This is a genomic window from Kitasatospora sp. NPDC053308 (genome assembly GCF_055585785.1).
In genome coordinates this window covers 105768-119733 of sequence record NZ_JBVJJY010000014.1, presented here as the reverse complement: position 1 = coordinate 119733, position 13966 = coordinate 105768, and the positions used below count along the sequence as shown (strand labels likewise).

Annotated in this window: 10 protein-coding genes; 6 read left to right on the top strand and 4 right to left on the bottom strand. The window is 73.4% G+C overall.

The features are described from left to right. Window positions 1–84: 84 nt before the first annotated feature. Entirely contained in the window at window positions 85–2121 is a 2037-nt protein-coding gene (locus ACZ6Y7_RS27090; RefSeq protein ID WP_465760539.1) for a serine hydrolase, read from the bottom strand. A gap of 688 nt (window positions 2122–2809) precedes the next feature. Between ACZ6Y7_RS27090 and ACZ6Y7_RS27085 the strand changes: the two genes are divergently transcribed. From ACZ6Y7_RS27085 to ACZ6Y7_RS27075, 3 genes are all read left to right on the top strand, one after another. After that, window positions 2810–3556 (top strand): GOLPH3/VPS74 family protein, encoded by a 747-nt coding sequence (locus ACZ6Y7_RS27085; protein ID WP_465760538.1) that lies wholly within the window; start codon window positions 2810–2812, stop codon window positions 3554–3556. 615 nt (window positions 3557–4171) lie between these two features. Further along, window positions 4172–5035, top strand: a complete 864-nt coding sequence (locus ACZ6Y7_RS27080) for a helix-turn-helix domain-containing protein (RefSeq protein WP_465760537.1) — start codon at window positions 4172–4174, stop codon at window positions 5033–5035. Then, entirely contained in the window at window positions 5032–5247 is a 216-nt protein-coding gene (locus ACZ6Y7_RS27075) for a DUF397 domain-containing protein (RefSeq protein ID WP_402222781.1), read from the top strand. The genes ACZ6Y7_RS27080 and ACZ6Y7_RS27075 overlap by 4 nt, the downstream gene beginning before the upstream one ends. 101 nt (window positions 5248–5348) lie before the next feature. On the opposite strand, the gene ACZ6Y7_RS27070 is transcribed toward ACZ6Y7_RS27075, so the two are convergent. Next, window positions 5349–6464, bottom strand: coding sequence for an ADP-ribosylglycohydrolase family protein (locus ACZ6Y7_RS27070; RefSeq protein ID WP_465760536.1), 1116 nt, complete (start codon window positions 6462–6464; stop codon window positions 5349–5351). 266 nt (window positions 6465–6730) lie between these two features. Next, on the bottom strand, window positions 6731–9319 hold the full coding sequence (locus ACZ6Y7_RS27065) for a bifunctional FO biosynthesis protein CofGH (RefSeq protein ID WP_465760535.1): 2589 nt from the start codon (window positions 9317–9319) through the stop codon (window positions 6731–6733). Between the two features lie 180 nt (window positions 9320–9499). Between ACZ6Y7_RS27065 and ACZ6Y7_RS27060 the strand changes: the two genes are divergently transcribed. From ACZ6Y7_RS27060 to ACZ6Y7_RS27050, 3 genes are read left to right on the top strand one after another with little or no spacing between them, the layout of a single operon-like run. Beyond that, window positions 9500–10750, top strand: coding sequence for a LolA family protein (locus ACZ6Y7_RS27060; protein ID WP_465760534.1), 1251 nt, complete (start codon window positions 9500–9502; stop codon window positions 10748–10750). Window positions 10751–10753: 3 nt separating this feature from the next. Then, window positions 10754–11893, top strand: a complete 1140-nt coding sequence (locus ACZ6Y7_RS27055; protein ID WP_465760533.1) for an ABC transporter ATP-binding protein — start codon at window positions 10754–10756, stop codon at window positions 11891–11893. Next, window positions 11880–12830, top strand: coding sequence for an ABC transporter permease (locus tag ACZ6Y7_RS27050; RefSeq protein WP_465760532.1), 951 nt, complete (start codon window positions 11880–11882; stop codon window positions 12828–12830). The genes ACZ6Y7_RS27055 and ACZ6Y7_RS27050 overlap by 14 nt, the downstream gene beginning before the upstream one ends. On the opposite strand, the gene rarD is transcribed toward ACZ6Y7_RS27050, so the two are convergent. Then, window positions 12820–13791, bottom strand: coding sequence for an EamA family transporter RarD (rarD, locus tag ACZ6Y7_RS27045; protein WP_465760531.1), 972 nt, complete (start codon window positions 13789–13791; stop codon window positions 12820–12822). The genes ACZ6Y7_RS27050 and rarD overlap by 11 nt on opposite strands. Window positions 13792–13966 lie beyond the last annotated feature (175 nt).

The following is a 13966-nucleotide window of genomic DNA, read 5'->3' as shown; positions in this document are numbered from 1 at the left end:
GGAGCCGGTGCGGACCGGCTCCCCTTCCGCGTTCGTGCGGTGGTGCGGTGGTGCGCCGGCTCAGCGGCTCACCGGCTCAGCGGCTCACAGCACGCGCAGCAGCCGGGACTGGATGGACGGCGGGTTGAGGTCGGACTGGAGGGCCACCGGCACCTCCTGCTTGCCGTCACCGGAGCCCACCCGCAGGACACCGACCTCCTTGCCGGCCTTCTCGCTGTGGCCGATCTTCGCCGCGTCCAGGGTGACCGTGCCGGAGACGCCCGGGAAGCCGGCCACCACCAGGTCCTTGGTCGCGACGACCTGGACCTTGCCGCCCAGCCCGTCGTCGACCGCGCCGACCACGTCGCCCTTCTTCACCACGGTCTGACCGGTCACGCCGTTCTGCGCGGCCTGGATCTGCTTGCCGCTGACCTTCAGCACCGTGGGCAGGATGCCGTCGCCCGGCGCCGGGGACGTGGCCGGCTGACCCAGGGTGACGCCGAGGATCAGCCGCTTCACGCCGCCGACCTCCTTGTACGCGGCCCACATCAGGCAGCCGCCGGCCGGGCTGCTGGAGCCGGTCTTGACGCCGATGACTCCGGTCTTCGCGTTGAGCAGGTTGTTGGTGTTGGGGATCTTCACGTTGTTGAAGTTGGTCTCCGGGGTGGAGACGATCTGCCGGAAGATCTCGTCCTGCATGACCTGCTCGGCCAGCTTCAGCTGGTCCTTGGCGGTGGACTTGGTCTCCCGGTTGTAGCCCGCCGGGTCCGCGTAGATGGTGTTGGTCATCCCGAACTTGGCCGCGGTGTCGTTCATCAACTTGACGAAGTCCGCCTCGGAGCCGGAGTGGAAGCGGGCGAGCAGCCGGGCCACGTTGTTGGCCGACGGCAGCATCAGCAGCTCCAGCGCCTGGTACTCGGTGAGGACCTGGCCCTCGGTGAGCGTCACCTTGGACTCGTCGACGTTTCCGGACTCCTGCGCGGCCTGCTTGTCGACGGTGATCTTGGGGCCGCTCTCCCCCTTCTTCAGCGGGTACTTCTGCAGGATCAGGTAGGCGTTCATCACCTTGGTGACGCTGGCGATCGGGGCCGGGGTCTCCTGACCCGAGCTGCCGAGGCTGCCGACGCCGACCACCTCGGCCGCGGACTGGCCCGCGGCCGGCCAGGCGAGGTCCAGCTGGTCGCCGGCGAAGCTGTAGCTGCCCGCGGCGGTCATCTTCACCGTGGCGTCCGGCAGCGGACGCAGCAGCTGGGCCACCACGACCGCGCCGAGCACCACGGCCAGGAAGACGGTCCAGATGGTGATCCGCTTGAGGGCCCGGCGCAGCGGCGAGACCGGGCGCGCGTTGAGGGTCGCCAGGACCTCCATCGCCTCGGCGGTGTTCTCGGGCGACGGCAGCGGCTCGGGCTCGGGCGCGGGCAGCGGCTCCGGCCTCGGCAGCGGCGGGGCCGGCGGCACCGGGCGCGGGTCCGGCTCGGGCAGCGGCTTCGGGGCCGGCGGCACGGGTGCGGGCTTGGGCGCAGGCTTCGGCAACGGCTCCGGGCCGGGGGCCGGCTCGGGTTCGGGGACCGGTCGGGGCTCCGGGTGCGGCTCCGGCTCGGAGTCGGGGACGGTGCGGGCCGCGGGGGCGGCGGGGACGCGCAGCGGCTCGGGCTTCTCCAGCTTCTCGGCCCGGCCCGGCTTCTGACCGGGCTGCCCGGTCTCGGTCAGCGTGTCGGGGGCGGCGGAGGCGGAAGGGGAAGCGGAAGCGGCGGGGAGGGAGGTCCCCGCGGAGGAGTCGGCGGTGGGGTCCTCGTCGGCGGAGTCGTCCGCGTCGTCGACGACGGCCTCGGAGTCGGCCTCGGAGTCGGCCTCGGAGGGCTCGGCCGCCGTCCTCTTCGGCTCCTCCTTCGCCTCCTTCTCCTCCTTCTCCGCCGCACCCTTGGCGACTGCAGCGGATGTCCGCATGGCGAGACGCGGGTCGGCCGCGGCCGGACGCCCGGCGGGCTTCTCGGCCGCGTCGGTTGCCGTCAGCGGCTCCTTCTCCCCACCCTCGTCGCTGGAACCGCCGTTGCCGGCCCCCTTCAACAGCTCTTCGGGCAGGCGCAGCGCGGTGGTCTTGTCGTCCACCGGCAGCCGCAGCATCGTCGTCTTGCTGTCCACATCCCGGACGCGGAGCTGTACGGTCGAACCGCCCTTGCCCCCCGTCGCCGGAGCGTCGTCGGACGCCTTCGAGGCCCCTGCCGGAGCCGCCTTCGGGGTTGTCCTCGAAGCCGCCTTCGAGGCCGCCTCGCCGGAGGTCCCCGCCGAAGGTCCGTCGGCCGCCGCGCTGGCGGACGCGGCTGACGCCCCGGCAGCAGTCGCGCCGGACCCGCCCACGGCCGACCCGACGGACTCGGCTGACTCGACGGACTCGGCTGACTCGACCGCCTCCGCGGACTCGGCCGGCTCGGCGGACCCGACGCCGCCGGCCGCCGCCGCACCGGTCCGTTCGCGCTCCCGGTCCCGCTCCCGCTCGCCGTCCCTCAGCACCCTGTCGGGGGACTCGCCCACGTATCCCAGCCTCCTCAACGCCCGGCGGGGCACCGGCGAACCCGATTTCGGGAAGCCGACGCCCCGCCCCGTGTACCTGTACAGTCTCCGCCACCGGCGGCCGATCCCACCGCGCACACCCCGCCCGACCGGCCCTTATTGCCATCGCACAGCCGTACCGCGGCCTGTTCACCGGTCAGACGCCGGGCCTGCGGCCGCCGGTTCCGCGCCTTCACCGCAAGGTCACGATTCGGAGGCGTACTCGACAAGCCCGTGTGAGAGGCGTCACCCTGTCTCTCATCCACGCGGGGAGGCTTGGATGGGCAAGAGCCGCAGAACTGTTCCCGAGGAACTCTTGCTGCTCGCTTTGGACCCGACCACGGGTACCACGGCGCAGCCGCAGACCCTCGACCTCGGACTCGCCGGGGCGCAGCTCGTCGAGCTGTCCCTGGCCGGACGGATCGTACCGGAGGGAGACCGGATCGCCGTCGTGCTCGCACGGCCGACCGGCGACCCGACCCTTGACCACGCACTGGAACTGCTGCGCCGACGCGGCAGTCCGGTCCGCGCGGCGCACTGGATCGGCGGGCCCCGGCTGGGGCTGCGGCAGACCTATCTGGCGCACCTGGAGCGCTGCGGCATGGTGACCGCCGTGCCGGGCCAGGTGTGCGGAGTGCTGCCGACGACCCGGTACCAGGCGTCCGACGACTGCACCAACGCCGCGATCAAGCAACGGCTGGACACCGCGATCCGCACCGGCGTGCCGCCGGACCCGCGGACCGCCGCGCTCGCCGCACTCGCCCACTCGGTGGGTCTGGGCAAGCACCTGTACCCGGGCAACGAGGGCCGGTCCTCGCGGTCGCGGCTGCGCGACCTGATCCGGTACGACCCGCTCGGCGGGATGGTCGCGCACGCCGTGATGGACGTGCAGAACGGCCTGCCGGCGCAGCAGAACCGTTCGTCCCAGAGCCCCGGGACCGCTGCGGCCCCCAGCCGCTCCGGTTCCCGTACGGCGGGCCGGGGTCCGGGCGGGCGGGTCCCCGCCTCCCGGGTGGGCGTCCGCTGAACCACCGCCTCTGAACCACGGCCGCGGAACCGCCCGTTGAACCGCGCTCCGGGGCCGCCCCCAGCACGTCGAGCAGGACGCCCCACCGCGCGCCCGACAGCGCGCGCCGCACCGCACGCGCCCCTCGAAGGCGCTGAGCGCACCGATGCGCGACCGGTACCACCGGTACCACCCGCACGAAGAGCACCGCGAGCACGACCAGCACCGCGAGCACGATGAGCACCACCAGCACCGCGAGCACCACCGGAAGCACCACCAGAAGCACCGAGGGGCGGTCGCCCCGCGACGCAAGTCGCCCGGCGACCGCCCCTCTTGCCGTCCCCGGAGGCCGCAGCCGCCCGCCCCCGCACGTGCCGGGGGCACGTGCGACGCCGTCCGGGGACTCTCCACCGCACTGCCCGAACGAGTCGCCGAGCCGCATTACCACCTGGGGGCTTCCGCTGTCTCGCGGAAGCGCTTTTCCGATGATCTGTTCTACCGCGCTGCTGGGATTCCCCGGCGCCGACCTGGCCCAAGGTGACATGCTGCTCCAAGTCAGGGGGGTTGGTCCCAATGTCCGAAGTGTTCCGAGGACTGCCGATCCAACGATCACGAGAGGTCCGGCCGGAGGTCGAAGTGTCCGCCAACGTCAATCCCACCGTCCGCCGCCGACGCCTCGGCTCCGAGCTGCGCAAGCTCCGCGAGGGCCTCGGCATGACGGCGGAGGAGGTCGCCGGACGGCTGATGGTCTCCCAGTCGAAGATCAGTCGGCTGGAGAACGGTCGCCGCAGCATCAGCCAGCGGGACGTGCGCGACCTCTGCGACGTGTACAAGGTGACCGACGAGCAGATGCGCGCCAGCCTGATGGAGATGGCCAAGGAGTCGCGCCAGCGCGGCTGGTGGCACGACTTCAACGACATGCCGACGCCGTACAGCGTCTACATCGGGCTGGAGGCCGAGGCCTCCTCGATCCGCGCGTACGAGTCCTCCTTCGTGCCCGGCCTGCTGCAGACCGAGCAGTACGCCCAGGCCGTGGTCGAGGGCACCCAGCCGGACACCGACGCGATCGCCGTGCAGCGCCGGGTGCAGGTCCGGATGAAGCGCCAGGAGCGGGTCCACGGCGAGAACCAGCTGGGCAGCCTGTGGACCGTCATAGACGAGGCGGTGCTGCGCCGCGAGGTCGGCAGCAGGGCGGTGATGGCCGAGCAGCTGCAGCGGATGCTGGAACTCAGCACCCGGCCGAACATCACCATCCAGGTGATCCCGTTCTCGCACGGGGCGCATCCCGGCATGACCGGGACATTCTCCCTGCTGGAGTTCCCGGAGTCAGCCGATTCCACGGTTGTCTACTTCGAAGGTGTGACGAGCGATCTCTACCTGGAGAAGGAGGCTGATGTGCGCCGCTATACCGGTCTGTACGACTACCTGAGAGCGGCCGCACTCGGTGTCGCGGAGAGCCGGTCGCTGATAGCCGACATCGAGAAGGAATTCCACGAATGATCACCCCGTCCGAGTACGGAACCGGTTGGCGCAAGAGCAGTCACAGCGGGGGCCAGGGCGCCTGCGTGGAGGTCGCCGTCCCCGGCGCGGGGGAGGTGGCCGTCCGGGACTCGAAGGACCCCCTGGGCCCCCAACTGCGCTTCACCACCGAGGCCTGGAACGCCTTCGCCTCGGCGGCGGCGGGCGGCGCCTTCGGGGATCTCCCGGGCTGACCCGCCCCGGCTTCCCGCACTCGGACCAGTTGCCCGTAGCGGTGTCCGTCGCCACCGGCGGCGGCCGGCGCTACGGGCAACTGCCGTATGGCGGGCCGCCGTCAGCCCGTCACCGGGTAACGGGCGGACCAGGTGGCGCCCTCCGGGGACCGCTGGTCGTGCAGTTCGGTGCCGTGCATCAGCTCCAGCACGAAGTCGTCGGCGAGTTCGAGGATCGCCGCGCGCCCCTCGACGCCCGCGACCAGGCCCGGCGGCAGCGCGGTGTCCCCGTGCAGCACTCCGAGCAGGTTGCCGCAGATCGCCCCGGTGGAGTCGCTGTCCCCGGAGTGGTTGACGGCCAGCAGCAGGCCCGAGCGGACGTCGTGGGCGACCAGCGCGCAGTAGACCGCGATCGCCAGCGCCTCCTCGGCGACCCAGCCCTCCCCCAGCGCCTCGACCCGCTCCGCGGAGGGCTCGCCGGCCCGGACGGCGTCCAGTGCGGCCCGCAGCGCGGCGGTGGTCTCCTCGTGCGCCTGCCGCTCGGAGAGCAGGGCGAGCGCGAGGTGGACGCCCTCCTCCAGGGTGCCGCCGCGGGCCACCGACTGGACGATCACCGCGAGCGCGCCCGCCGCGAGGTAGCCGGTCGGGTGGCCGTGGGTGAGCACCGAGCACTCCACGGCGAGCTGGAACACCAGGCCCGGCTCCCAGGTGGTGAGCAGCCCGAAGGGGGCTGCCCGCACCACCGTGCCGCAGGCCTTGGAGTGCGGGTTCTTGGGCCGCTCCAGCGTGCCGAGCCGCTCGGCGTCGGGCCCGCTGAGCCCGGACAGACAGCCCTGGCCGGGGGCGCGCTGGGCGTAGAGCCACTCCTCGCGGCCCAGCCAGCCGAGGTCGGGGCGGCGCTCGTCCGGGCCCCAGTCCCGCTGGGTGGCGGCCCAGCGCAGGTAGGCCAGGTGCAGGTCGGTGGGCGGGTGCCAGCTGCCGGTGTCGCGTCGGATGTGGGCGCGGATCAGTCCGTCGACGGTGAACAGGCTCAGCTGGGTGTCGTCGGTGACGGCGCCGGTGCGCCCGTACGCGGGGACGTAGCCGGTGACGCCCTGCGGGCCGTGCTGGGCCCGGATCTTCTCCAGCGCCTCGAACTCGACGCCGGCACCGAGCGCGTCGCCGATGGCCCCGCCGAGCAGGCAGCCCCGCACCCGGCTGCGGTAGTCCTGCTGCTGGGCGCGTGACCACAGTGGCATCACGACGGGGCGCCTTTCCTCGGGACGGGGGCCGCACGACGCTCGGCCGGTCGCACGCCCTGGCACTGTATTCGAAGAAGCGGACCGATCGACGGCATCCTTCGAACACCGGCACGGCACCCGTCGTGCCACCCTGCCATCCCGCGGCCCCGGCCGGCCGCCCGGGCCGGCCTCCCCGGCTCCGGCACCGGGACCCGCTCGCGTTCCGGGTCCCGGGCCGGTACCGCCACCCGGGGGTCCGGGGGACGGCGACGCTCCCGGGAGGGTCAGTCCAGCACCGGCAGCAGTTGCGGGAGGTGCCCGTCCGAGGCCTGGGCGGCAGCCTGCCGCTCGGCCGGGACCTCGCCGTAGGTGGTGGTGCGCTGGCGGTGCGGACGGCCCGCCGCCTCGGCGATCGCCCGGAGGTCCCGCACCGACTTGTAGCTCCCGTACGCCGAACCGGCCATCCGCGAGATGGTCTCCTCCATCAGCGTGCCGCCCAGGTCGTTGGCGCCGGAGCGGAGCATCTCGGCCGCGCCCTCCGCGCCCAGCTTGACCCAGCTGGTCTGGATGTTGGGGATGTGCGGGTGCAGCAGGAGCCGGGCCATCGCGACCACCGCGCGGTTGTCCCGGGCGGTGGGGCCGGGGCGGGCGATGCCGGCCAGGTAGACCGGGGCGTTGGTGTGGATGAACGGCAGGGTCACGAACTCGGTGAAGCCGCCGGTGCGCTGCTGGATCTCCGCGAGCAGCCGCAGGTGGCCCAGCCAGTGCGCCGGGGTGTCCACGTGCCCGTACATCATCGTGGAGGAGGAGCGGATGCCCAGCTCGTGCGCGGTGGTGACCACCTCGACCCAGGTCGCGGCCGGCAGCTTGCCCTTGGTGAGCACCCACCGGACCTCGTCGTCCAGGATCTCGGCGGCGGTGCCCGGGATGGTGTCCAGGCCCGACTCCTTGGCCCGCTGCAGCCAGTCGCGGATCGACAGCCCGGTGCGGGTCGCGCCGTTGACCACCTCCATCGGCGAGAAGGCGTGCACGTGGATGCCGGGCACCCGCTCCTTCACCGCCCGGGCGATGTCGAAGTAGGCGGTGCCGGGCAGGTCCGGGTGGATGCCGCCCTGCATGCAGACCTCGGTGGCGCCGACCTCCCAGGCCTGCGCGGCCCGGTCGGCGACCTGCTGCAGCGACAGCGTGTAGGCGTCCGCGTCGGTGCGGCGCTGGGCGAAGGCGCAGAAGCGGCAGCCGGTGTAGCAGACGTTGGTGAAGTTGATGTTCCGGGTGACGCAGTAGGTGACCTCGTCGCCGACCGCGTCCCGGCGCACGTCGTCGGCGATCCGGCAGAGCGCGTCCAGGGCCGGGCCGTCGGCGTGGAAGAGGGCCAGCGCCTGCTCGTCGGTCAGCTTGGTCGGGTCGTCGGCGGCCACCGCCAGGGCCTCCCGGAGGTCCCCGGCGAGGCGCTCGGGCGCGCCCTCGGCGAGCACCTGCTCGCGCAGCACCTCCCAGTCGCCGTAGACGTCCTCGAAGTCGGCGCGGCGGTCGCCGGTGCGGCCCTCGGTGTCGATCGCGGTGTGCAGGTCGGTCCGCCCGTACGACTCCGGCAGGTCCTCGGGCTCCTGCCAGGGCAGGCCGCGGACCGGCGCGTCCGGGTTCGCCAGGCCGGTGGCCGGGTCGGCGAGGGCGCGCACGTGCGGCAGCACCCGCGGGTCCAGCCAGGGCTCGCCGCGCAGCACGTACTCGGGGTAGACGGCGAGGCGCTCGCGCAGTTCGAAGCCGGCCGCGGCCGAGCGCTCGGCCAGGCGGTCGATCTGGGGCCAGGGGCGCTCGGGGTTGACGTGGTCCGGGGTGAGCGGGGAGACCCCGCCCCAGTCGTCGATGCCGGCCGCGATCAGCCGCTCGTACTCGCCGTCCACCAGGTTCGGCGGGGCCTGCAGGCAGGCGGTAGGGCCGAGCAGGTGCCGGGCGACGGCCACGGTGGCGACCAGTTCGTCGAGTTCGGCGTCCGGCATGCCGCGCATCACCGTGTCCGGCTTGGCGCGGAAGTTCTGCAGGATCAGCTCCTGGACGCCGTGGTAGGCGCGGGAGACCTTGCGCAGTGCGAACAGCGACTCGGCGCGCTCCCGGTACGTCTCGCCGATGCCGATCAGCAACCCGCTGGTGAACGGGACGGAGCTGCGTCCGGCGTCCTCCAACACCCGCAGGCGGACGGCGGGTTCCTTGTCCGGGGAGCCGTGGTGCGGGCCGCCGGGCTCGCTCCACAGCCGGGTGGCGGTGGTCTCCAGCATCATGCCCATCGAGGCGGAGACGGGCTTGAGCCGCTGGAAGTCCGTCCAGCTCAGCACCCCGGGGTTGAGGTGGGGCAGCAGGCCCGTCTCCTCCAGGATGCGGATCGACATCGCCCGCACGTACGCGACGGTGTCGTCGTAGCCGTGCGCGTCCAGCCACTCGCGGGCCTCGGGCCAGCGGTCCTCGGGCTTGTCGCCGAGCGTGATCAGCGCTTCCTTGCAGCCGAGTTCGGCCCCGCGCCGGGCCACCTCCAGCACCTCGTCCGGGGACATGAACATCCCCTGCCCGGCCCGGCGCAGCTTGCCCGGGACGGTGGCGAAGGTGCAGTAGTGGCACTTGTCGCGGCAGAGCCGGGTGAGCGGGATGAAGACGCTCTTGGAGTAGGTGATGACACCGGGACGGCCGGCCGCTTCGAGGCCCGCGTCGCGCACCCGGGCGGCGCTCCCGCAGAGGTCGCGCAGGTCCTCGCCTCTGGCTTGGAGCAGCACGGCGGCCTCGGTCACGTCGAGGGCGACACCGTCCCGGGCGCGGCGCAGGGCGCGGCGCATCGCGTTCGCGGTCGGCGGAGTGCTGGCGTCCGTGGCGGTTCCATCCATGGCGCGACCCTACGCCAGGACGGTACTGCGGGATGAGCGACCCTGAGACCGTCTCAGGGTCGGGGTACCCACGAAGGCCAATCCGATCTGGCCCTGAAGGGCGATGCCGACGGCGGCGTGACGGCCTCTAATGGAGGAGCAAGGCCAAGCGCACGTGTCCGCAGAGGAGTTGATGACGCCATGACCAATGAGACGGCGACGGGGGACGGTCTGGACGGCGGTGTGCCGCACCGCTCTCGCCGACGCGTCCTGGTGCGCGCCGGGGTGCCGGTGGCGGTGGCCGCGGCGATCGCCGCGGGCGTCGGGCTGGTGCCCGCGCTGGCCGCCGACGGCCCGCCCGACCTGCCGGCGCTGACCGCCGAGCAGGTGGTGGCCAAGGCGCTCGGCTCCCAGGCGCAGGCGCTGTCCGGAACGGTCTCGGTCAGCACCGACCTCGGCCTGCCCGCCCAGCTGCTGGGCGCGGCCGGCGGCCTCGGCGCGGCGTCCGGGCACGGCGGCAGCGGCTCCGACGCGGCCTCCGCCGCCGACCCGCAGGCCAAGCTGCTCGGCCTGCTCGGCGGCGACCGGACGCTGCGGATCGCGGTGGACGGCCCGGAGCACCAGCGGGTCGACCTGATGGAGAACATGGCCGGCTACACGCTGGTCCGCAACGGTGACCAGTCCTGGGCCTGGGACAGCTCGACCAACAGCGCGGTGCACCTCGTCGGCGCCGCGGGGCAGCTCGCCCACAAGGACGCCGAGCGGCACCCCGGCCCGCCGCTGACCGGTGTGCCGACCACCCCGCAGGAGGCCGCCCGGCAGTTCCTGACCGCGAGCGCCGGCACCACCTCGGTCACCGTGGCCGGCACGGCCACCGTGGCCGGGCAGAAGGCCTACCAGCTGAGCGTGAAGCCCACCCAGAGCGGCTCGACGGTCGCCGAGGTCCGGATCGCGGTGGCCGCCGACAACGGGGTGCCGCTCGCGGTCGCGGTGAAGTCCACCGACGGCACCACCGTGCTGGACGTCCACTTCACCGACGTCTCCTTCGCCAAGCCGGCCGCCAAGACCTTCGACTTCACGGCGCCCAAGGGCGCCAAGGTGACGGAGAAGAAGGCGGACGAGGCGGCGAAGGAGGGCAAGGCCGCCGCCGAGGGCGAGGCCCAGGGCGTGCCCGAGGACCACGCCGGCACCAACGTGATCGGCGAGGGCTGGACGGCCGTGTTCACCACGCGGCTGCCCGGAGGCCCCGTCGAGGCGCCGAAGGGCGACGGCAAGCACGGCGGCCGCGGCTCGGTGAACCCGCAGGGGCTGATGAAGTCGCTCGGCAAGCAGGTCGACGGCGGCACCCTGATCGGCACCAAGGTGGTCAACGTCCTGCTCACCGACGACGGCCGGGTGTTCGCCGGCGCCGTGACCCTGCCGACCCTGCAGCACGCCGCCGGGGTGAACTGACGGATGACCAGGACTCCCGTAACGGGGGACGTTACGGAGTCGGCCGGGGGCACGGGCGCCGAACCGCGCCCGGCCCCCGTTCCCGTTCCGCCCGCTCCCCCCGCCGCCCCGGCTCCTGCCGGCTCCGGCTCCGCCCCCGCATCCGCCCTCCGGCCCGACTCCGGCTCCGACGCCGACGCCGGCTTCGGCTCCGGCTCCGGCTCCGACGCCGTGATCAGGACCCGCGGCCTCACCAAGCGCTTCCGGGGCGGCCAGCTCGCCGTGGACGGCCTGGACCTGACCGTGCCGCGCGGTTCCGTCTTCGGCTTCCTGGGCCCCAACGGCTCCGGCAAGACCACCACCATCCGGATGCTGATGGGCCTGATCGCCCCCACCGCCGGCGTGGCCACCGTCCTCGGCGAGTCGATGCCGCAGTCCGTCTCCGGCGTGCTGCCCCGGGTGGGCGCGCTGATCGAGGGCCCGGCGCTGTACGGCTTCCTCTCCGGGCGGGACAACCTGGTCCGCTTCGACGCCGCCGACCCCACCGCCGACCCGCGCACCCGGCGGCAGCGGGTCGACGCGGCGCTGGAGCGGGTCGGCCTGGGCGCGGCGGCCGGCAAGAAGGCCCGCGCGTACTCGCTCGGCATGAAGCAGCGCCTGGGCCTCGCCTCCGCACTGCTGCAGCCGCGCGAGCTGCTGGTGCTGGACGAGCCGACCAACGGGCTGGACCCGCAGGGCATGCGGGAGATCCGGGCGCTGGTCCGGGAGGTCGCGGCGGAGGGCACCACGGTGTTCCTCTCCTCCCACCTGCTGGACGAGATCGAGCAGGTCTGCACCCATGCGGCCGTGATGTCCCGGGGCCGGCTGGTGGTGCAGGGCACCGTCGCCGAGCTGGCCGCCCGGGCGCAGGGCCGACTGGTGGTCCGCACCCCGGACGTGGCGCGGGCCGCCGAGGTGCTGGCGGCCCACCAGGTCACCGCGCTGGTGCCCGGCGAGGGCCGGCTGGACGGCGAGCCGGGCGAGCGCGGCGACGAGGCGCTGGCCCGGCTGTGCGCGGCGCTGGTCGGGGCCGGGGTGCGGGTGCACGGTTTCGGGCTGGAGCGGGGCACGTTGGAGGACGCCTTCGTGGCGCTGACCGGGGAGGGCTTCGATGTCGCGGGCTGAGGCGACGGCGGGGAGCGGGAACCCGACGGCGAACGGGAGCCCGGCGGCGGGCGGGAGCGCGGCCGTCGCGGGCGCGGTCAGGGGCACGTCCGCCGGCGGCCGGCGGCCGCAGACGGCGTCGGGTTTCCTGGCGCTGTTCCGCAACGAGCTGCACCTGACCTTCCGCCGGCTGCGCACCCAGGTGCTGCTGGGGATCCTGGCCGTGCTGCCGGTCCTGATCGGGGTGATCGTCAAGCTCAACACCGACAGTCCGCACGAGGGCGGTGGTCCGAACTTCATCGCGCAGACCACCCAGAACGGGCTGTTCCTGGTCTTCACCGCGCTGGCGTTCGCCCTGCCGGTGTTCCTGCCGATGACGGTCGGCGTGGTCGCCGGGGACTCGGTGGCGGGCGAGGCGGCCACCGGGACGCTGCGCTACCTGCTGGTCGCCCCGGCCGGCCGGACCAGGCTGCTGGCCGCCAAGTTCACCGCCGGGCTGGCGTTCTGCCTGGCCGCCACGGCGGCGGTCGCGGTGGCGGCGCTGGCCACCGGCGCCGCGCTCTTCCCGCTCGGCGAGGTCACGCTGATCTCCGGGGACACCATCGGCTTCGCCGACGCGCTGCTGCGCGCGGTGCTGGTGGCCGGGGTGGTCGCCGCCTCACTGGCCGGGCTGGTCGCGATCGGGCTGTTCGTCTCCACGCTCACCGGCAGCGGGATCGCGGCGATGGCCGCCACCGTCGGGCTGGTGATCACCGTCCAGATCCTGGACGCCTTCCCGCAGTTGGACGCGGTCCGGCCGTTCCTGTTCACCCACTACTGGCTCAGCTTCTCGGACCTGCTGCGCGAGCCGATGTACTGGGACGGCGTGCTGAAGGACCTCGGTCTGCAGGCCGCCTACGTCGCCGTGTTCGGCTCGGCGGCCTGGTCCCGCTTCACCAGCCGCGACATCAGCGCGTGACGGGGGCCGGCTCCACCGGCGAGGTCCGCGGCACCGCTGCGGACCTCGCCGCGCGGTCGGCCCGCACCTGGCGCAGCGCGTCCCAGGTGAGCACCGCGAGCGCGGCCCAGACCAGGCCGAACCCGGCCCAGCGGGCGGGCGGCATCGACTCGTGGAAGACGGCGACGCCGATCAGGAACTGGAACACCGGCGCCAGGTACTGCAGCAGCCCGAGGACGGTCAGCGGCACCCGCACGGCCGCCGCGCCGAAGAACAGCAGCGGGACGGCCGTGATCAGCCCGCTGAGCATCAGCAGCCCGGAGTGCCCCCAGCCGTACGAGCCGGCCACCGTGTGCCCGAAGGTGCCGCGCCCGCTGACCTCCAGGTAGACCAGGTAGGCGAGGGCGAACGGGAACATGAAGGCGCTCTCCGCCGCCAGGCTCTCCAGCCCGCTCAGCCCGACCTTCTTCTTCAGCAGGCCGTAGGTCGCGAAGGAGAACGCCAGGGTCAGCGCGATCCACGGCAGCCGCCCGTACGCGACGCTCAGTACCGCGACGGCGAGCGCGCCGACGCCCACCGCCGTCCACTGCGCGCCGCGCAGCCGCTCCTTGAGCACCAGGACGCCGAAGGCGATGGTGACCAGCGGGTTGATGAAGTAGCCGAGGCTGGTCTCGACCACGTGCCCGGCGTTGACGCCCCAGATGTAGACGCCCCAGTTGAGCGAGATCACGGCGGCCGCAGCGGCCAGCATGGCGACCCGACGGGGCTGGCGCAGCAGCGGGCGTATCCAGCCCCAGTGCCGCTGGGCGACCAGCAGCAGGACCACCGCGACCAGGGACCAGACCATCCGGTTGGCCAGGATGTCGTCGGCGGCGCCCGGTTCCAGCAGCGGCCAGAACAGCGGGAAGAGCCCCCAGATGCCATAGGCCGCGAAGCCGTACCCGAGTCCCCGGCCGTTGTCCTGCTGGTCTGTCTGTGGCATGGCCGAGGGCCCTCCCGCGCGCGTGTGGTCGAGGCGACGGTAGCGGGCGGGAGGGCGGGCTGTCATCTCCGTTTCCGGATTTTGGTCATGACATTGCTTGCATGCTGGACTTCGGAGGTGTTCCCGGAGCTCAGCGCGGCTTCAGGCGCCCGTCGGGGCCTCGGGAGCCCGACGC

Excerpts from the sequence above, each read along its gene's own strand:
- ACZ6Y7_RS27085 (WP_465760538.1), top strand. The coding sequence starts at position 2,810 with ATGGGCAAGAGCCGCAGAACTGTTCCCGAGGAACTCTTGCTGCTCGCT.
- ACZ6Y7_RS27075 (WP_402222781.1), top strand. The coding sequence starts at position 5,032 with ATGATCACCCCGTCCGAGTACGGAACCGGTTGGCGCAAGAGCAGTCAC.
- ACZ6Y7_RS27070 (WP_465760536.1), bottom strand. The coding sequence starts at position 6,464 with ATGCCACTGTGGTCACGCGCCCAGCAGCAGGACTACCGCAGCCGGGTG.
- ACZ6Y7_RS27065 (WP_465760535.1), bottom strand. The coding sequence starts at position 9,319 with ATGGATGGAACCGCCACGGACGCCAGCACTCCGCCGACCGCGAACGCG.
- ACZ6Y7_RS27060 (WP_465760534.1), top strand. The coding sequence starts at position 9,500 with ATGACCAATGAGACGGCGACGGGGGACGGTCTGGACGGCGGTGTGCCG.
- ACZ6Y7_RS27055 (WP_465760533.1), top strand. The coding sequence starts at position 10,754 with ATGACCAGGACTCCCGTAACGGGGGACGTTACGGAGTCGGCCGGGGGC.
- ACZ6Y7_RS27050 (WP_465760532.1), top strand. The coding sequence starts at position 11,880 with ATGTCGCGGGCTGAGGCGACGGCGGGGAGCGGGAACCCGACGGCGAAC.
- rarD (WP_465760531.1), bottom strand. The coding sequence starts at position 13,791 with ATGCCACAGACAGACCAGCAGGACAACGGCCGGGGACTCGGGTACGGC.